This window comes from Streptomyces beigongshangae, assembly GCF_019710745.1.
In the GTDB taxonomy this organism is placed as follows: domain Bacteria; phylum Actinomycetota; class Actinomycetes; order Streptomycetales; family Streptomycetaceae; genus Streptomyces; species Streptomyces beigongshangae.
On record NZ_JAHKJW010000032.1, the window covers coordinates 16,756 to 34,984 of the forward strand.

17 protein-coding genes, 1 pseudogene and 1 riboswitch are annotated in these 18,229 nt (G+C 72.9%); of the genes and pseudogenes, 10 read left to right on the forward strand and 8 right to left on the reverse strand.

Translation table 11 applies throughout. The features are described 5' to 3' along the window. Nucleotides 1-45 precede the first annotated feature (45 nt). Nucleotides 46-1,275, reverse strand: a complete 1,230-nt coding sequence (locus KM933_RS23895; protein ID WP_221355496.1) for an NAD(P)/FAD-dependent oxidoreductase — start codon at nt 1,273-1,275, stop codon at nt 46-48. A gap of 122 nt (nt 1,276-1,397) precedes the next feature. Next, nucleotides 1,398-1,510: riboswitch (TPP riboswitch) on the forward strand. Between KM933_RS23895 and thiO the strand changes: the two genes are divergently transcribed. The 5 genes and pseudogenes from thiO to KM933_RS23920 form a co-directional block, all read left to right on the forward strand. After that, nucleotides 1,508-2,806 carry a glycine oxidase ThiO gene (thiO, locus tag KM933_RS23900; RefSeq protein WP_221355498.1) on the forward strand — a complete coding sequence of 433 codons (1,299 nt, stop codon included), beginning with the start codon at nt 1,508-1,510 and terminating at the stop codon, nt 2,804-2,806. Its footprint overlaps the riboswitch before it by 3 nt. Nucleotides 2,807-2,808: 2 nt before the next feature. Further along, nucleotides 2,809-3,009 carry a sulfur carrier protein ThiS gene (gene thiS, locus KM933_RS23905; RefSeq protein ID WP_221355615.1) on the forward strand — a complete coding sequence of 67 codons (201 nt, stop codon included), beginning with the start codon at nt 2,809-2,811 and terminating at the stop codon, nt 3,007-3,009. Nucleotides 3,010-3,012: 3 nt separating this feature from the next. Next, nucleotides 3,013-3,807, forward strand: coding sequence for a thiazole synthase (locus KM933_RS23910; RefSeq protein ID WP_221355500.1), 795 nt, complete (start codon nt 3,013-3,015; stop codon nt 3,805-3,807). A gap of 110 nt (nt 3,808-3,917) precedes the next feature. Further along, nucleotides 3,918-5,888: a Stk1 family PASTA domain-containing Ser/Thr kinase gene (gene pknB, locus KM933_RS23915; protein WP_308013525.1), complete on the forward strand. Its 1,971-nt coding sequence runs from the start codon at nt 3,918-3,920 to the stop codon at nt 5,886-5,888. A 105-nt stretch (nt 5,889-5,993) separates the two neighbouring features. After that, nucleotides 5,994-6,860 (forward strand): annotated as a pseudogene (locus tag KM933_RS23920) (deoxyribonuclease IV); the annotation flags it as partial. A 65-nt stretch (nt 6,861-6,925) separates the two neighbouring features. Here KM933_RS23920 and KM933_RS23925 read toward each other — a convergent pair. After that, nucleotides 6,926-7,558 carry a sulfite oxidase-like oxidoreductase gene (locus KM933_RS23925; RefSeq protein ID WP_221355504.1) on the reverse strand — a complete coding sequence of 211 codons (633 nt, stop codon included), beginning with the start codon at nt 7,556-7,558 and terminating at the stop codon, nt 6,926-6,928. Between the two features lie 183 nt (nt 7,559-7,741). On the opposite strand from KM933_RS23925, the gene bfr reads away from it, so the two are divergent. Then, nucleotides 7,742-8,221 (forward strand): bacterioferritin, encoded by a 480-nt coding sequence (gene bfr / locus KM933_RS23930; RefSeq protein ID WP_221355506.1) that lies wholly within the window; start codon nt 7,742-7,744, stop codon nt 8,219-8,221. Between the two features lie 47 nt (nt 8,222-8,268). Here the strand turns inward: bfr and KM933_RS23935 are convergent, their stop codons facing one another. Next, complete coding sequence (locus tag KM933_RS23935) at nt 8,269-8,526, reverse strand: (2Fe-2S)-binding protein (RefSeq protein WP_221355508.1); 258 nt, start codon at nt 8,524-8,526, stop codon at nt 8,269-8,271. Nucleotides 8,527-8,687: 161 nt separating this feature from the next. Then, a complete protein-coding gene (locus KM933_RS23940) occupies nt 8,688-10,040 on the reverse strand; it encodes a class II 3-deoxy-7-phosphoheptulonate synthase (protein WP_221355510.1) in 1,353 nt (450 codons plus the stop codon). 135 nt (nt 10,041-10,175) lie between these two features. Here KM933_RS23940 and KM933_RS40670 point away from each other — a divergent pair, with 135 nt between their 5' ends. Both KM933_RS40670 and KM933_RS23950 read left to right on the forward strand, forming a co-directional pair. Continuing rightward, nucleotides 10,176-10,232: a trp operon leader peptide gene (locus tag KM933_RS40670; RefSeq protein ID WP_221355617.1), complete on the forward strand. Its 57-nt coding sequence runs from the start codon at nt 10,176-10,178 to the stop codon at nt 10,230-10,232. Between the two features lie 154 nt (nt 10,233-10,386). Then, the gene (locus KM933_RS23950; protein WP_221355512.1) at nt 10,387-12,327 is read left to right on the forward strand and encodes an anthranilate synthase family protein; all 1,941 of its coding nucleotides are present in this window, start codon (nt 10,387-10,389) and stop codon (nt 12,325-12,327) included. Between the two features lie 112 nt (nt 12,328-12,439). On the opposite strand, the gene KM933_RS23955 is transcribed toward KM933_RS23950, so the two are convergent. The 4 genes from KM933_RS23955 to KM933_RS23970 form a co-directional block, all read right to left on the reverse strand. Beyond that, complete coding sequence (locus tag KM933_RS23955; protein ID WP_221355515.1) at nt 12,440-13,468, reverse strand: 6-phosphofructokinase; 1,029 nt, start codon at nt 13,466-13,468, stop codon at nt 12,440-12,442. Between the two features lie 143 nt (nt 13,469-13,611). Continuing rightward, nucleotides 13,612-14,289: a response regulator gene (locus KM933_RS23960; protein ID WP_221355517.1), complete on the reverse strand. Its 678-nt coding sequence runs from the start codon at nt 14,287-14,289 to the stop codon at nt 13,612-13,614. Beyond that, complete coding sequence (gene macS / locus KM933_RS23965) at nt 14,286-15,581, reverse strand: MacS family sensor histidine kinase (RefSeq protein ID WP_221355518.1); 1,296 nt, start codon at nt 15,579-15,581, stop codon at nt 14,286-14,288. The genes KM933_RS23960 and macS overlap by 4 nt, the downstream gene beginning before the upstream one ends. A 33-nt stretch (nt 15,582-15,614) precedes the next feature. Continuing rightward, nucleotides 15,615-16,502, reverse strand: coding sequence for a lysophospholipid acyltransferase family protein (locus KM933_RS23970; protein ID WP_260334079.1), 888 nt, complete (start codon nt 16,500-16,502; stop codon nt 15,615-15,617). Nucleotides 16,503-16,662: 160 nt separating this feature from the next. Here KM933_RS23970 and KM933_RS23975 point away from each other — a divergent pair, with 160 nt between their 5' ends. Both KM933_RS23975 and KM933_RS23980 read left to right on the forward strand, forming a co-directional pair. After that, on the forward strand, nt 16,663-17,472 hold the full coding sequence (locus KM933_RS23975; RefSeq protein WP_221355520.1) for an alpha/beta hydrolase: 810 nt from the start codon (nt 16,663-16,665) through the stop codon (nt 17,470-17,472). Further along, on the forward strand, nt 17,465-18,223 hold the full coding sequence (locus KM933_RS23980; RefSeq protein WP_221355522.1) for a hypothetical protein: 759 nt from the start codon (nt 17,465-17,467) through the stop codon (nt 18,221-18,223). The genes KM933_RS23975 and KM933_RS23980 overlap by 8 nt, the downstream gene beginning before the upstream one ends. The last annotated feature ends 6 nt before the right edge of the window (nt 18,224-18,229 follow it).

The following is an 18,229-nucleotide window of genomic DNA, read 5'->3' on the forward strand; positions in this document are numbered from 1 at the left end:
CGGCCCGCACCCCGCGGACCACCCGCCGGGCAGGCTCCGCCGGGCTCAGAGCGAGGCGGTCTTCAGGGGCCGGCCCGGGTCCGCCAGCAGGACCGGGTCCAGCCGGGCGCCCGACTCGATCAGGCGCCGTCCCTGTGCCAGGTCCCGGGGCCTGCCCACCGCCAGTACGGCGGCCAGGCGGCCGTCCCGGAGCCAGCACACCGACCAGGCGGGGCCGTCCGGATCGCCCCGCCGGACCAGGGTGTCGCCGGGCCCGTGGTGCCCCGCGTACTGGACGAAACGGCCGAACTGCTCGGACCAGAAGTAGGGCACCGGGTCGTACGGGGCGGGCGTCTCGCCGACGATGTCCGCCGCGACCGCCCGCGGCCCCTGCAGCGCGTTGTCCCAGTGGTGGATGAGCAGGCGCTCGCCGTAGCGGCCCGAGGGGAAGGAGGCGCAGTCGCCGACCGCGTACACGTCCGGGACGGAGGTGCGCAGCCGGTCGTCCGCGACGACCTCCCGGTGGGCGCCGAGTTCGACGCCCGAGCCGGCCAGCCAGTCCGTCGCGGGCCGCGCCCCGATGCCGACGACGACGGCGCCCGCGGGCAGCCGCGAACCGTCGTCCAGCACCACCGCGCCCGGCTCGACGCGCTCCACGCGCGCGCGGGTGCGCAACGACGCCCCGCTGTCCGCGTACCAGGCGGCCATGGGGGCGGCCACCTCGGCGGGCAGCGCGCCGACGAGCGGCCGGTCGGCGGCCTCGACGACGGTCACCGCGCACCCCGCCTCACGCGCCGCCGTGGCGAACTCCGCGCCGATCCAGCCCGCGCCCACCACCACGACGTCGTCCTGCCGGGCGAGGACGGGGCGCAGCCGCTCGGCGTCGTCCAGGGTGCGCAGCAGATGGACGCCGGGGACGTCCTCGGTGCCCGGCAGCCGCACCGGTTCCGCTCCCGTGGCGACGACCAGGACGTCGTACGGGACGGGGCCCCGGGCCGTGTCGAGTTCCCGCCGGGCCGGGCGCAGGCCGGTCACTTCGAGCCCCAGCCGCAGCCGCACGCCGAGGGCCGCGAAGTCGACGTCGAAGGCGGACCCCTCGGCCTTGCCGAGCAGCACCGCCTTGGAGAGCGGCGGGCGGTCGTAGGGCTGATGGGGTTCCGCGCCGATCAGGGTCACGCTTCCGGTGAAGCCCTGTTCCCGCAGGGCCACCGCCGTCTGCACCCCGGCCATGCCCGCACCGACGACCACGGCCCCCGGCCGCGCCGCCGCACTCCGTCCCGCTGTCCGCTCACTCATCCGATCACCATAGACACGGACGAAATCCTCGGTCAGGGGCGCGGCCGGTGAGCTGTTGCACAGCGCCGGCCGGTGGCGGCTCCCTTACCGCGGTGCGGGACGAAGGACTAGGGTGGCCGGCGGAGAGCACTCGCGGGAGCCCGGACGCACCGGGCTGAGAGGGAGGCTGACCGGCCTCCGACCGTACGAACCTGATCCGGGTCATGCCGGCGAAGGGAGGGGCTGGACGCCCATGTCGCCCACACCAGCGGAGGTACCGCCCGCGCAGCCGGTGCCGCCGGAGGGACCGGTGCAGCCGGAAGGATCACCGGAAGCACGTCCGGCACCGGGGTTCCCGACGGGGACCTCGCCGGGAACCCCGACGGGGAGATCCCCGGGCACGTCCGACGTCCTGGTCGTCGGGGGCGGGATCATCGGCCTGGTCACCGCCTGGCGCGCCGCGCAGCGCGGCTTCACGACCGCGCTGGCCGATCCCGCGCCCGGCGGCGGCGCCGCGCAGGTCGCGGCCGGGATGCTGGCCGCCGTCACCGAACTGCACCACGGCGAGCAGACCCTGCTCGGCCTCAACCTGGCCTCGGCACGCCGCTATCCGGACTTCGTCGCCGAGCTGACCGGGGCGACCGGCCAGGACCTCGGCTACCGGCGGTGCGGCACACTGGCCGTGGCGCTCGACGCCGACGACCGCGCCCAGCTGCGCGAACTGCACGCGCTGCAGCGCCGGTCGGGCCTGGCGTCGGAGTGGCTGAGCGGCCGCGAGTGCCGGCGCCTGGAGCCGATGCTCGCACCCGGTGTGCGCGGCGGGCTGCGGGTGGACGACGACCACCAGATCGACCCCCGGCGGCTCGCCGCCGCCCTGGTCACGGCCTGCGAGCGGGCCGGGGTGACCTTCCACCGGCAGCGGGCCGAGCGACTGACCGTCACGGCGGGCCGGGCCACCGGGGTCGTCACGGCGGACGGCACCGGGCTGTCCGCGGGCCAGGTGGTCCTCGCCGCGGGCAGCCTCAGCGGATGCCTCGCGGGCGTGCCCGAGGACGTGCTGCCGCCGGTGCGCCCCGTGAAGGGCCAGGTGCTGCGGCTGGCCGTGCCGGAGCGTGCGGCGCCCTTCCTGAGCCGGACGGTGCGTGCCGTGGTCCGCGGCAGCCACGTCTACCTGGTGCCGCGCGAGAACGGCGAACTCGTCGTCGGCGCGACCAGCGAGGAGCTGGGCTGGGACACCACGGTGACCGCGGGCGGCGTGTACGAGCTGCTGCGGGACGCCCACGAACTCGTCCCCGGCATCACCGAGCTGCCGCTCACCGAGACGCGGGCCGGACTGCGCCCGGGTTCGCCCGACAACGCGCCCCTGCTCGGCCCGAGCGGACTGCCGGGGCTGCTGCTGGCGACCGGCCACCACCGCAACGGGGTGCTGCTCACCCCCGTCACCGGCGACGTCCTGGCGCACGCCCTGACGACCGGCGGGCTCCCGGACGTGGCCCGCCCGTTCACCCCCGCGCGGTTCAGCGCCCCCGCACCCATGGAGCAGCCCGCATGAGCATGACCGTCCTCGTCAACGGGGAGCGGCGGCAGCTGGCCGCCGGCACCGCCCTCGACACCCTCGTCGCCGCGTTCTGCGCGGCCCCCTCGGGGGTCGCCGCCGCGCTCAACGAGACCGTGGTCCCGCGCGCGCAGTGGTCCGGGACCCTGCTGCGCGAGGGGGACCGCGTCGAAGTGCTCACCGCCGTCCAAGGAGGCTGACCCATGGCCGACGACCCCTTCGTCCTCGGCGGTACGTCCTACGCGTCCCGGCTGATCATGGGCACCGGGGGTGCCCCCAGCCTCGACGTCCTGGAACGCTCGCTGGTCGCGTCCGGCACGGAGCTGACGACGGTCGCGATGCGCCGGGTGAGCCCCGGATCCCACGGTTCGGTGCTCTCCGTGCTCGACCGGCTCGGCATCCGCGTCCTGCCCAACACCGCCGGCTGCTTCACCGCCGGGGAGGCGGTCCTGACGGCCCGTCTCGCGCGCGAGGCGCTCGGCACCGACCTGGTCAAGCTGGAGGTCATCGCCGACGAGCGGACCCTGCTGCCCGACCCGGTCGAGCTGCTCGACGCCGCCGAGACCCTCGTCGACGACGGCTTCACGGTCCTCCCGTACACGAACGACGACCCGGTCCTGGCGCGGAAGCTGGAGGACGTCGGCTGCGCCGCGGTCATGCCGCTGGGCTCGCCCATCGGCTCGGGGCTCGGGATCCGCAACCCGCACAACTTCCAGCTGATCGTGGAGCACGCGCGCGTGCCGGTGATCCTGGACGCGGGAGCCGGTACGGCGTCGGACGCGGCGCTCGCCATGGAGCTGGGCTGCGCCGGTGTGATGCTCGCCTCGGCCGTGACCCGGGCGCGGGAGCCGGTCCTGATGGCCGAGGGCATGCGGCACGCGGTGGAGGCCGGGCGGCTGGCCTACCGGGCGGGGCGCATCCCGCGCCGCCACTTCGCCGAGGCGTCCTCTCCGACGGACGGGATCGCACGCCTGGACCCGGAGCGGCCGGCTTTCTGAGGGATGCCCCGAACGTCCTTCGTCCGGGGCGCGTCACAGCTCGGCTGCAGTACCGCCCCGGATCCGCTCGGTCGGCGGCTCCGTCGGTGACGGCTCGTACACTCACCTGCGTGGACACGACCCTTCAAGGCCCCTCCCCGGCCCCCGGCCGGGAAGACCCCGTCGTCGGGCATGTGCTCGACGGCCGGTATCACGTCGAGGCGCGCATCGCGGTCGGCGGGATGGCCACGGTCTACCGGGCCGTGGACACCCGCCTGGACCGGGTGCTCGCGCTCAAGGTGATGCATCCGGCGCTGGCGGCCGACGCCTCCTTCGTCGACCGCTTCATACGCGAGGCCAAGTCGGTGGCGAGGCTCGCCCACCCGAACGTGGTGCAGGTCTTCGACCAGGGCACCGACGGCGCCTACGTCTACCTGGCGATGGAGTACGTGGCCGGCTGCACCCTGCGGGACGTGCTGCGCGAGCGCGGGGCGCTGCAGCCGCGGGCCGCGCTCGACATCCTGGAGCCGGTGCTGGCCGCGCTCGGGGCCGCGCACCGCGCCGGGTTCGTGCACCGCGACATGAAGCCGGAGAACGTCCTGATAGGGGACGACGGCCGGGTGAAGGTGGCGGACTTCGGTCTCGTCCGGGCCGTGGACACGGTCACCCACACGACGGGGGCCGTGCTGGGCACGGTCTCGTACCTCGCGCCGGAGCAGATCGAGAGCGGCACGGCCGACCCCCGGGTGGACGTGTACGCATGCGGCATCCTCCTCTTCGAGATGCTGACCGGCGACCGTCCGCACTCGGGGGACTCCCCCGCCGCGGTGCTCTACAAGCACCTCCACGAGGACGTGCCGCCGCCCTCGGCGGCCGTGCCGGGCCTGGCCTACGAGCTGGACGAGCTGGTCGCGTCGGCCACCGCGCGCGATCCCCGGATCCGCCCGTACGACGCGGTGGCGCTGCTCGCGCAGGTCCTGGACGCGCAGGCCGCCCTGAGCGACGAACAGCTGGACGCGGTGCCCCCCGGAGCCGTCGCCGCGGACCGCTCGGGCGCCGAGGACCGTACGAGCGTGCTCCCGCGTCCGCTGTCGGCGCCGCGGCCCCTCTCCGTGGACGCGGTGGACGCGGCGGACCCGGAGGACGCGGAGCTGCACCGCACGAGCTTCCTGCCCTCCCCGCCCCCCGAGCCCCCGCGGCGCGGCCGCTTCCCGGCCCCCCGCAGGGGCGTGTACGTGATCGTCGCCGCGGTGCTGCTGGCCCTCGGGCTCGGCGCGGGCGTCTGGTACATCAACTCCGGCCAGTTCACCAAGGTCCCGGCGGTGCTCGACAAGACCGAGGCGCAGGCCAGGCAGCGCATCGAGGACGCCGGGCTGGAGGTGAAGGGCGTCAGGAAGGACCACAGCGACACGGTCGGGCGCGGCAGGGTCATCAGCAGCGATCCCGGGGCGGGCGCCCGCATCCGCGACAACGACTCCGTGACGCTGACGGTCTCCGAGGGCCCGGACATCGTGCGCGTGCCCGACCTCGGGGGCTTCGCCCTCGACAAGGCCAAGGAGCGGCTGGAGGAGGAAGGACTCGCGGCGGGCATGGTCACCAAGGCCTTCAGCGAGGAGGTCACCACGGGCTACGTGATCAGCACGGATCCTGAGGCGGGCACCGAGCGCCGCGGCGGTTCGGCGATCGCCCTGGTGGTCAGCAAGGGCAGCCCGGTGGAGGTGCCCGAGGTGCTCGGCGAGGACCTGGACGACGCCGAGCGGGACCTGGCGGAGGCGGGCCTTGAGGTCGAGATCGCCTCCGGGCGGGTCACCTCCGAGTACGACGCCGGCCAGGTGGCCGAGCAGTCGCCGGGGCCCGGGCGCGAGGTGGCGGAGGGCGACACGATCACGCTGACCGTGTCCAAGGGCCCGAGGATGGTCGAGGTCCCGGACGTCGTGGGCGACAGCGTCGGCGACGCGAAGCGGGAGCTGGAGGCGGCCGGCTTCGAGGTCGAGGAGGACCGCGGTCTGCTCGGCCTGTTCGGCGACACGGTCGAGAGCCAGTCGACGGAGGGCGGCGGGACCGCCCCCGAGGGATCGAAGATCACCATCAGGATCCGCTGAGCGCCACCGGCGGACGACCCCGCACGTGCGGCACGTGCGGCACGTACAGCATGTGCACGGTCGTCCGCCGGCGGAGCGCCCGGAGCCGCGTGACACCCTGGAGGGGTGAGCACCGTTCAGTCCCGCAACCCCGTCGGCAGCCATGTCCCCGTCGCCGGCGGCCTGGCCTCCACAGGCCTCTCGTACGCCCGCGACCTGGCCGCCGAGACCGTCCAGGTCTTCGTCGCCAACCCGCGCGGCTGGGCGACACCGCCCGGCGACCCGGCCCAGGACGAGGCGTTCCGCGCGGCCTGTGCCGCGCAGTCGATCCCCGTGTACGTCCACGCGCCGTATCTGATCAACTTCGGCTCGCACACCGAGGCGACCGCCGAGCGGTCGGTGGAGTCGCTGCGGCACTCGCTGCGCCGGGGCCGCGAGATCGGGGCGCTCGGCGTGGTCGTGCACACGGGTTCGGCGACCGGCGGCCGGGAGCGCCCGGTCGCGCTGCGGCAGGTGCGCGAGCGTCTGCTGCCGCTGCTCGACGAGCTGACCCACGACGACGACCCCTTCCTCCTGCTGGAGTCGACCGCCGGCCAGGGTTCCTCGCTCTGCTCGCGGACCTGGGACTTCGGGCCGTACTTCGAGGCGCTCGACTCCCATCCGAGGCTGGGGGTCTGCCTGGACACGTGCCACGTCTTCGCCGCGGGCCACGACCTCGCCGGGCCCGGCGGGATGCACCGGACCCTCGATCTGCTGGTGGACACGGTCGGCGAGGGCCGTCTGAGGCTGATCCACGCCAACGACTCCAAGGACGTGGCCGGCGCCCGCAAGGACCGCCACGAGAACATCGGCGCCGGCCACATCGGCGAGGACCCGTTCCGCGCGCTGATGACCCACCCCGCCACCGAGGGCGTACCGCTGGTCGTCGAGACGCCCGGCGGCAAGGAGGGCCACGCGGCGGACGTGGAACGGCTGAAGAAGCTCCGGGACGGCTGGGACCGGTCCGCGGCCATGGACCGGGCCGTGGCCGACGCCGTCGCCCCGGACCGCCGCGGACCTCAGAGCTCGGGGCCGTCCCCCGGCTCCTCCTGGTACGAGTAGCGCTGCTCCCGCCAGGGGTCGCCGATGTTGTGGTAGCCGCGCTCCTCCCAGAAGCCGCGGCGGTCGGCGGTCATGTACTCCACGCCGCGGACCCACTTCGGCCCTTTCCAGGCGTACAGCTGCGGCACGACCAGACGTACCGGGAAGCCGTGCTCGGCGGTGAGCAGTTCGCCGTCCTTGTGGGTGGCGAGGATCGAGCGCTCGGAGGCGAAGTCGTCGAGGCGCAGGTTCGAGCTGAAGCCGTACTCCGCCCAGACCATGACATGGGTGACGGCGGGGGCGGGCGGAGCGATCTCCAGGATCACGCGGGCCGGGACGCCGCCCCACTCCGCACCGACCATGCTGAACTTCGTGACGCAGTGCAGGTCGGCCACCACCGTCGCGTACGGCAGGGCCGTGAACTCCTCGTGGGTCCAGGAGTGCTTCCCGCCGTCGGCGGTGGCGCCGAAGACCTGGAACTCCCAGCGCTCGGGGCGGAACTTCGGCACGGGCCCGTAGTGCATGACCGGCCAGCCCCGTTGCAGTCGCTGTCCCGGCGGAAGTTCCGGCTGTGGCACTGCTCCGCTTTCACGATCCACCGGCTGGCCCATGACTCCATCCTGACAGACCCGCACGGGTGGACCCGACCAGGTCCGGACCCACCCGGCCAACCGGGACAAGACGGACTAAGCATGTACGTACTTACTAAGCATGCACTTACTGGACGATCTTCGAGGCCGGTGCAATCATGCGGCGCAACCCGCCAGTTCCCCCGCCTGGAAGGAGCCTCTGCGATGCAGGGCGACCCCGAGGTCCTCGAATTCCTCAACGAGCAGCTGACCGCCGAGCTGACCGCGATCAACCAGTACTTCCTGCACGCGAAGATGCAGGAGAACTTCGGCTGGACGAAGCTCGCGAAGTACACGCGGAGCGAGTCCTTCGACGAGATGCGGCACGCGGAGGTCCTGACCGACCGCATCCTCTTCCTGGACGGCCTGCCGAACTACCAGCGGCTCTTCCACGTCCGGGTCGGGCAGACGGTCACCGAGATGTTCCGGGCCGACCGCCAGGTCGAGGCCGAGGCGATCGACCGGCTCCGGCGCGGTATCGACGTGATGCGGGGGAAGGGCGACGTCACGTCCGCGAACATCTTCGAGGCGATCCTCAAGGACGAGGAGCACCACATCGACTACCTGGACACCCAGCTCGACCTGGTGGAGAAGCTCGGCGAGGCGCTCTACATCGCGCAGGTCATCGAGCAGCCGGAGGGCTAGCAGCCGGAGGGCTGGGCGACGGACGGGGACGGCCGGCCGCGGCGGAGCTAGGCGGCCTCCTCCAGCGGCGCGACCTCCGCGAGTGCGGTCTCCGCGAGCGCGGGGACGGTCCGGCCCGCCGGCTCACGGCTCGGGCAGGCACCGCGGCCCAGCAGTGCCTGGATGCGCCGTACGCAGGACCCGCAGTCGGTGCCCGCCTTGCAGGCGGACGCGATCTGCCGGGGGGTGCAGGCACCGGCCTCCGCGTGCTTCTTCACCTGTGCCTCGGTGACTCCGAAGCAGCTGCAGACGAACACGCGGCGCACCTCCCGACAGGATCCGACTCTTCACGCCGTCCCGAGGATCGGTGAGGCTAACCTAACCTTACCCTCGGCTTTCGGGGTGCAAAAGCGCGACGGGGCGCGGATCGCATGTGATCCGCGCCCCAGAAGACGCTCTCGTAACAGTCGGACCGACTATCGGCCCATTACTGGTCCCGGTACATCTCCGCCACCAAAAACGCCAGGTCAAGCGACTGGCTGCGGTTCAGCCGGGGGTCGCAGGCCGTCTCGTAGCGCTGGTGCAGATCGTCGACGAAGATCTCGTCGCCGCCGCCCACGCACTCGGTGACGTCGTCACCCGTGAGCTCGACGTGGATACCGCCCGGATGGGTACCGAGGCCCTTGTGGACCTCGAAGAAGCCCTTGACCTCGTCGAGCACGTCGTCGAAGCGGCGGGTCTTGTGGCCGGAGGCCGCCTCGTAGGTGTTGCCGTGCATCGGGTCGGTGATCCACGCGACGGTCGCACCCGAGGCGGTGACCTTCTCGATCAGGGCGGGCAGCTTGTCACGGACCTTGTCGGCGCCCATGCGGACGATGAAGGTCAGCCGGCCGGGCTCGCGGTCCGGGTCGAGCCGCTCGATGTACTGCAGCGCGTCCTCGGCCGTCGTCGTCGGGCCCAGCTTGATGCCGATCGGGTTGCGGATCCTGGAGGCGAACTCGATGTGCGCCCCGTCCAGCTGGCGGGTGCGCTCACCGATCCACACCATGTGGCCCGAGACGTCGTACAGCTGCCCGGTGCGGGAGTCGACCCTGGTCAGCGCCGACTCGTAGTCGAGGAGCAGCGCCTCGTGCGAGGCGTAGAACTCGACGGTCCTGAACTCCTCCGGGTCGGCCCCGCAGGCGTGCATGAAGTGCAGCGCCTTGTCGATCTCGCGCGCCAGCTGCTCGTAGCGCTGGCCGGACGGCGAGGTCCGCACGAAGTCCTGGTTCCAGGCGTGCACCTGGCGCAGGTCGGCGTATCCGCCGGTGGTGAAGGCGCGGACCAGGTTGAGCGTGGAGGCGGAGGCGTTGTACATCCGCTTCAGGCGCTCGGGGTCCGGGACGCGGGCCTTCTCGTTGAAGTCGAAGCCGTTGACCGAGTCGCCGCGGTACGTCGGCAGGGTCACGCCGTCCCGGGTCTCGGTGCCCTTGGAGCGGGGCTTGGAGTACTGGCCGGCGATGCGGCCGACCTTCACGACCGGCACGGACGCCGCGTACGTGAGGACGGCGCCCATCTGCAGCAGCGTCTTGAGCTTGTTGCGGATGTGGTCGGCGGACACGGCGTCGAACGCCTCGGCGCAGTCGCCGCCCTGGAGGAGGAACGCTTCGCCCTTGGCGACGGCTCCCAGCCGGGCGCGCAGCTGGTCGCACTCGCCCGCGAAGACGAGAGGAGGATACGACTCGAGGTCCGCGATCACTGCGCGCAGAGCCTCGGCATCGGGGTACTCGGGCTGCTGCGCCGCGGGCAGGTCTCGCCAGGTGTTGCCAGCGCTCGCGCTGGACTTAGCGTTCACGGTCACCCGTCAACCCTAAGGGGTCGTGTCGGGCGTCCGTCCCCCTGCTCATCAAGTGAGACGAACCCCGCTCGATCGAAGGACGCGAACGGCGCGCCGGACGGATCCGGTGCGGGCCCGTCGTGGGGTAGGGTGCGGCGCATGTTCGCGTACTCGAACCAGAACTGGTGGTGGACCGCTCGTCCGGCGGCCCACTGACTGCGCGTACGCACCACTTCGCGAAGGCCGCCCGAGGGGCGGCCTTCGGCGTTTTCGCGACCGGGGCCGTCCCTCCCCACCGCTCTCCGCCTCTCCGAAACACCGATCCGCCGAAACCCGGAGATGCAGAGACGCAGAGAAGGACCAGGGACCCATGGACCTGCACGACCTGCACGACCTGCACGACCTGCACGACCTGCTGGACGATCCCCGCCCGTTCGCCCTGCTGCGCCGCCGCACGCCGGGCCGCCCCGCCGGGCAGGACGACACCGTCGAGGTGCTGCTCGGCCCGGTCACCGAGCACGAGCGGCTGGCCGACATCCCCGAAGGGCTCGCCCTCGTCCCCTACCGCCAGATCCGCGAACGCGGCTTCGACGTCCACGACGACGGCACCCCGCTCTCGGTGCTCGTACCGGAGGAGTCGTACACGCTGCCGCTGGAGCAGGCCCTCGCCGAGCTGCCCGCGCACGACGTGCGGGTGCGGGACGGGGGCTTCGACGTCACGGACGAGGAGTACGCGCGGATCGTCGGGCGGGTGCTGCGCGAGGAGATCGGGCGCGGCGAGGGCGCCAACTTCGTCATCCGGCGGACGTACGAGGGGGAGATCCCGGGGTTCGGACGGGCCGACGCGCTGGCGCTCTTCCGGCGGCTGCTGGTGGGTGAGCGGGGCGCGTACTGGACGTTCGTGGTCCATACCGGGGACCGCACGCTGGTCGGGGCGAGCCCCGAGGTGCACGTGCGGATGTCCGGCGGGACCGTCGTGATGAACCCGATCAGCGGGACGTACCGCTATCCCGCCGCGGGGCCGACGCCCGAGGGCCTGCTGGACTTCCTCACCGACGGCAAGGAGATCGAGGAGCTCTCGATGGTCGTCGACGAGGAGCTCAAGATGATGTGCACGGTCGGCGACATGGGCGGGGTCGTGATCGGGCCGCGGCTCAGGGAGATGGCCCATCTCGCGCACACCGAGTACGAGTTGCGGGGCAGGTCGTCGCTGGACGTGCGCGAGGTGCTGAAGGAGACCATGTTCGCGGCGACCGTCACCGGGTCGCCGGTGCAGAACGCGTGCCGGGTGATCGAGCGGTACGAGCCCCGCGGCCGGGACGGGGCAGGACGCGGGTACTACGCGGGGGCCCTGGCCCTCGTCGGACGCGACGCCGGCGGCGGGCAGACCCTGGACTCCCCCATCCTGATCCGGACCGCCGACATCGACGCGCGCGGACGGCTGCGCGTGCCGGTGGGCGCGACGCTCGTCCGGGGTTCGGACCCGGCGGGCGAGGTCGCGGAGACCCACGCCAAGGCGGCGGGTGTGCTGGCCGCCCTCGGCGTACGCCCCGGCCGGCCGCGCGGGAGCGGGGCGCGGGCGGACCTCGGCGACGACCCGCGGGTGCGGGCCGCGCTCGACGGACGGCGGGCCTCACTGGCGCCGTTCTGGCTGCGGATGCAGGAGCCGCCGGCCGGACGGGCGGGCCACGCCCTCGTCGTGGACGGGGAGGACACCTTCACGGCGATGCTCGCGCACCTGCTGCGCTCGTCCGGCCTGGCGGTGACCGTGCGGCGGTACGACGAGGCGGGGCTGCGCGAGGCGGTCCGCGCGCACGAGGGTCCGCTGGTGCTGGGCCCCGGTCCGGGCGATCCGTCCGACCTGGCGGACCCGCGGATGGCGTTCCTGCGGGGCCTCGCCGCGGAGGCGGTCCGCGGGCACCGGCACGGCGTCCTGGGCGTGTGCCTCGGCCATGAGCTGATCGCGGCGGAGCTGGGTCTGGGGACCGTGCGCAAGGAGGTCCCGTACCAGGGCGCCCAGACGGACATCGACTTCTTCGGGCGGACGGAGACCGTCGGCTTCTACAACAGCTTCGTGGCGCGCTGCGACGACGGGGCCGCGCTCGAACTGGCGGCCCACGGCGTCGAGGTCGCCCGTGACGCGGCGGGCGAGGTGCACGCGCTGCGCGGGCCGGGCTTCGCGGGGGTGCAGTTCCATCCCGAGTCGGTGCTGACCCTGCGCGGCACGGACGTCGTGCGGGAGTTGCTGGAGCGGGTGCGCGCGGGGGCGGGCGCCGCCGGCACGTTCGCGGAGCGGCGGCCCGCCCGGTAGCCGGGGACACGGCCGGCGCACCGGGGCGCCGGGGTGCCGGGGTGCCGGCCGGGCTGGAGGTTTCAGCCCGGCCGGCGTTCGACGAGCACGGCCCTGGGGCGGGGAGGGGAAGTCAGCCGAAGAAGACGCCGACCTCCTCGTACAGGCGGGGGTCCACCGTCTTCAGGCGGGCCGTCGCCTCCGCGATCGGGACGCGGACGATGTCCGTGCCCTGGAGCGCCACCATCTTGCCGAAGTCCCCGTCCCGCACGGCCTCGATGGCGTGCAGGCCGAACCGCGTGGCCAGCCACCGGTCGAACGCGCTGGGGGTGCCGCCCCGCTGCACGTGCCCCAGGACGGTCGTGCGCGCCTCCTTCCCCGTGCGGCGCTCGATCTGCGCGGCCAGCCACTCCCCCACGCCCGACAGCCGTACGTGCCCGAAGGAGTCCAGCGAGCCGTCCTTCAGGACCATGTCCCCGTCCTTGGGCATCGCCCCCTCCGCGACGACCACGATCGGCGCGTACGAGGCCTTGAAGCGTGAGGTCACCCAGGCGCAGACCTGGTCGACGTCGAACCGCTGCTCGGGGATGAGGATGACGTTGGCGCCGCCGGCGAGGCCCGAGTGGAGCGCGATCCAGCCCGCATGACGGCCCATCACCTCGCAGACCAGTACCCGCATGTGCGACTCGGCGGTGGTGTGCAGCCGGTCGATCGCCTCGGTCGCGATACCGACGGCCGTGTCGAAGCCGAAGGTGTAGTCGGTGGCGGACAGGTCGTTGTCGATGGTCTTCGGTACGCCGACGACGGGCACCGCGTACTCGTCGGTGAGGCGCGCCGCGACCCCCAGGGTGTCCTCGCCGCCGATCGCGATCAGGGCGTCGACCTCGCACTTGGCGAGATTCTCCTTGATCCGGCGGATGCCGTTCTCGGCCTTGAGGGGATTGGTGCGCGAGGAGCCGAGGATGGTGCCGCCGCGCGGCAGGATGCCGCGCACGGCGGGGATGTCGAGCCGGACGGTGTCGCCCTCCAGCGGACCCCTCCAGCCGTCCCGGAAGCCGGTGAAGTCATAGCCGTACTCCTGCACGCCCTTGCGGACGATGCCCCGGATGACGGCGTTGAGCCCGGGGCAGTCGCCGCCTCCGGTCAGTACTCCGACCCGCATGGAAAGTCCCTTCGCCACGGTTGGCTGACGGAACTCACGCTAATAGTGATGCAGGTCACTCCAGGAGAGGGCGGAAGGTCAATTCCGGTGCAATCTGCGGGAGTTGATCACGTGCCATCACTCGTTGGTGTGTATCGGTGGGTTTACGCGTCGTCGAGACCCCGCTCTATGGCATAGCGCACCAACTCCACGCGGTTGTGCAACTGGAGCTTGCCCAGGGTGTTCTGGACGTGGTTCTGGACGGTGCGGTGGGAGATGACGAGGCGCTCGGCGATCTGCTTGTAGCTCAGGCCCTTGGCCACCAGCCGGAGCACCTCGGTCTCGCGGTCGGTGAGCTGCGGGGCCCTGGGTTCGTCGGCGCCCGGGGCGGGCCCGGGGTCGGCGGCGAGCCTGCGGTACTCGCCGAGGACCAGACCCGCGAGGCCCGGGGTGAAGACGGGGTCGCCGACGGCCGTGCGGCGCACCGCGTCGATCAGCTCCTCCGTGGAGGCCGACTTCAGCAGGTAACCGGTCGCCCCCGATTTCACGGCCTCCAGGACGTCTGCGTGCTCGCCGCTCGCGGAGAGGACCAGGACGCGCAGGGCGGGGTCGAGGCCGACGAGTTCCTTGCAGACCCGCACCCCGGGCTTCTCGGGCAGGTTCAGGTCCAGCACCAGGACATCGGGCCCGGCGGCCCGGGCCCGGCGCACCGCCTGCTCCCCGTCGCCCGCGGTCGCGACCACGTCGAACCCGGACTCGGCCAGGTCGCGGGCGACCGCGTCCCGCCACATGGGGTGGTCGTCGACCACCATGACCCTGATCGGGTCCTGTCGCTCGCTCATGCCTTCTCCGCCTTCCCCCGCCTGCCCCCGGGCCCTCTGCGGGCCTTCGGGTCCCTTGCGCCCCCGGTCGTGTTCCCCGGCGCGTCCTCCGGTGCGTCCTTCGGTACCTTCAGTTCGACCTCCGTGCCCTGGCCCGGCACCGAGATCAGCTCGGCGGTGCCCCCGATCTCGCGCAGCCTGCCCCGGATCGACAGGGCGACGCCCAGGCGCCCCTCCCCCTCCGCCTGGGCGAGCCGCCCCCCGGGGATGCCGGGGCCGTCGTCGCGCACGGTCACGATCACCTCGTCCGGCTCGTCCTCGACCAGGATCCACGCGCGCGCGTCCGCGCCCGCGTGCCGGTGGACGTTGTCCAGCGCGGCGCCCACGGCGGCGGCCAGTTCCCCCGCCGCCCCGGCCGCGAGCAGCACCGGCGTCCCCGGCCCGGAGTACGTCACCTTCGCGCCGGCGTACGGGGCGAGCAGCGGGCGCAGGTCGCGCGGGGCCGGGTCGTCCCGCGGGTCGGGCTCGTCCACCGCGCGCACGACGGCGCCCTCGGCCCTGTCCTCCGACACCCGTGAGACGGGTACGAGCCCCTCGGAGACCAGGGTGCGCAGCGCGATCTCCTGCTCGCCGGCGAGGCGGCCCAGTTCCGCGGCCTCCCCGCCGATCGCGGAACCGCGCCGCTGCACCATGGCGAGCACCTGGAGGACGCCGTCGTGGATGTCACGGGCCAGCCGCACCCGCTCCCGCGTCGCCGCCTCTATCTCCAGGGCGCGGGCCAGGGTGCGTTCGGAGGCGCGGGCGACCTCGACCACGTACCCGATGGCGATGGAGGCGACCCACACGAGCAGCACGTCGTGGAAGGTGTCCTGGTCGACCGTGCCGCGCTGCACGACGTTCGCGACGCCGACGAGCGCCGAGGCGAAGGCCGCCCAGCGCCAGCCGCCCTTGACGGCGAACGCCAGAACGGAACCCGCCGTCCATATGGAGGGGAGGGTCGGGCCGTCCGCGGCGATGCGGTCGTGGGCGTCCGCGACCGGGGTGAGCAGGATGCCGGTGAGGGCGATGGTCAGGTCGGCTGCGAGGAAGGGCTTGGTGCAGCTCGCCGCGCTCGCCACCCTGGGCAGGGTCGCGAAGGTCCAGGCGAAGAGCACCACGTAGAACCCGGCGGCCACCTCGGGGCGGATGAACTCGTCGCGGTGGGCGGCGAAGAGGCCGATCGCGTACAACAGCGTCAGGACGCGGTACGCGGTGAGCGCGCGCCACAGCGGCTGCTCGACCGACATCCTCATGACTCTCTCGCGCTTGGCCATGTCCCCCACTACCCCATCCCCCGGCGGCCGCGTCTAGGAGCCGGTCCGCTCCCTCTCGGTCCGCTGTCCGCCGAACCGTTCCCCCTCGGCCGGCCGGTGTGCGCGGCCGGTCCCCTCCGGGGCGTCCGTACCGGCCTGCCCGGCGCCCCCGCGGTCCGGTTCTGCTTCACTCCGGTCCTGCCCGGCTTCCTTCTGCGCTTCTTTCTGGGCTTCCTTCTGCGCCTGCTTCTGTGCCTTCGCCGCGTCCGCGATCTGCCGCTTGGCGGTCGTCGCGTAGATGTCGACGTACTCCTGTCCGGAGAGCTTCATGATCTCGTACATGACCTCGTCGGTCACCGCCCGCAGGACGAAACGGTCCTGCTCCATGCCCTCGTAGCGGCTGAAGTCCAGCGGTCTGCCGATGCGGATGCCCGGACGCATGAGCTTGGGCATCACCTTGCCGGGCGGCTGGATCTTCTCGGTGTCGATCATGGCCACCGGGACGACCGGCGCTCCGGTGGCCAGCGCCACGCGCGCGAGACCGCCGGGCCTGCCCCGGTAGAGGCGCCCGTCCGGCGAGCGCGTGCCCTCCGGGTAGATGCCGAACAGCTGTCCGCGCTCCAGGACGTCGACACCGCTCCTGATCGCCGCCTCGCCCGCGCCGCGCGCTCCGGAGCGGTCCACGGGCAGCTGGCCGACGCCCTTGAAGAAGGCGGCCGTCATCCGGCCCTTGATCCCGGGTGTGGTGAAGTACTCGGCCTTGGCGATGAAGGTGACCTTGCGGTCGAGGACCGCCGGCAGGAAGAACGAGTCCGAGAACGACAGGTGGTTGCTCGCCAGGATGGCCGGGCCCTCGGCGGGAACGTTCTCAATGCCTTCCACCCAGGGCCTGAAAGCGAGTTTCAGGGGCCCTCCGACGGAAAACTTCATCGCGCCGTACATCACCCGTGTGCCTCCTGTGTCTGTCGAGCAGACCTTAACCCGGTGCACCGCCGATGGGCCCGACGGCCCTGGTCGGTGTCAGTGCCGTCGCGTACGGTGAAGTACGCCTCGAAGCTTCGGGGCAGCGTCGCGTCGTCCCTGAACGAACAGGAGACCGAAGGTGCCGGTCCTTCCCGGAGCTGAGCCGTTCCACCACGAGGGCGGAGAGGTCGGGGTCCTCCTCTGCCACGGTTTCACCGGTTCCCCGCAGTCGCTGCGCCCCTGGGCCGAGTACCTCGCCGGACGCGGTCTGACCGTCTCGCTGCCGCTGCTGCCCGGGCACGGCACACGCTGGGAGGACATGCAGCTCACCGGCTGGCAGGACTGGTACGCGGAGGTGGACCGCGAGCTGCGCGCCCTGCGCGAGCGCTGCTCCCGGGTCTTCGTGTTCGGCCTCTCCATGGGCGGCGCGCTCACCCTGCGGCTCGCCGCGAAGCACGGGGACGACATCAGCGGCATCGTGGTGGTCAACCCGGCGAACAAGGTGCACGGCCTGGCCGCGTACGCCCTGCCGGTGGTCCGCCACTTCGTCAAAACGGTGAAGGGCATCACCAGCGACATCGCCAAGGAGGGCGGTGTGGAGATCGGCTACGACCGGGTGCCCCTGCACGCCGCGCACTCGATGCGCACCTTCTACCGGCTGCTCGACGGCGAACTGCCGCAGGTGACGCAGCCGGTGCTGCTCCTGCGCAGCCCGCGGGACCATGTGGTGGCGCCCGTGGACTCGGCCCGCATCCTCGGCCGGGTGTCGTCCGTGGACGTCACGGAGATACTTCTGGAACAGAGCTACCACGTCGCGACGTTGGACCACGACGCGGACCGGATCTTCGAGGAGAGCTTCGCCTTCGTCTCCCGGCTCGCACCCGGTGCCGGCAAGGAGGCCGGCGCGGGTCAGGCGAGTCAGCAGGAAGGGACGGCCACTGGTGGCTGAGCACGACGCGGACCGCGAGCCCGACGAGAAGGACGCACCGCCCGGCGGGGAACAGGGCCCCTCGTTCGACGAGACGGCGGCGTGGGAGGCCATCGTGGCGGGGTACGGCGAGGAACCGCCGGACCCGCCCGGCGCCAAGCCGTTCAAGTCGGTGGAGGACCTGGCGCTCCTGGAGCCCGAGACGAACGACTCCGGCGGGCCGGGCGGCTCCGATCCGGGGAGCGCCGCGACGCCCAAGGGCGCCAAGGACCGCAAGGGCGGTACGGACACCGCGGACGCCACGGACACGGCGGACACCACGGACATCTCGGCGTCCGAGACCCCGGAGACACCGGGGGCGCAGGACGGGCCCGGCGCCGGGAGGCCGCTCGGCAGTTCGGTCGCGTTCGCGCCCGGCGTCGCCGGTCCGCGCGACTACTCGCTGTCCGATCCGGCCGGGGAGCACGCCGCGAAGGACTCCGGGGCCGGGAACGCCGGTGACGACGAGGACGACGAGGACGACGAGGGGCACTTCGTGCCGCCCGAGCCGCCCCCGCTGCCCGCCGCGGACGTGACGGCCAAGTTCGCCTGGCTGGCCGTGATCGGCGGCCCCGTGCTGCTGCTCCTCGCGGTCCTGCTCGGCTGGCAGATGACATGGTGGCTCGCCACGCTCGGCATCGGGGGCTTCCTCGGCGGTTTCGCCACGCTGGTGGGGCGGATGCGCGGCGACGACGAGGACGAGGAGGACCCGGGGCGGGGCGCGGTGGTCTGATCCCGC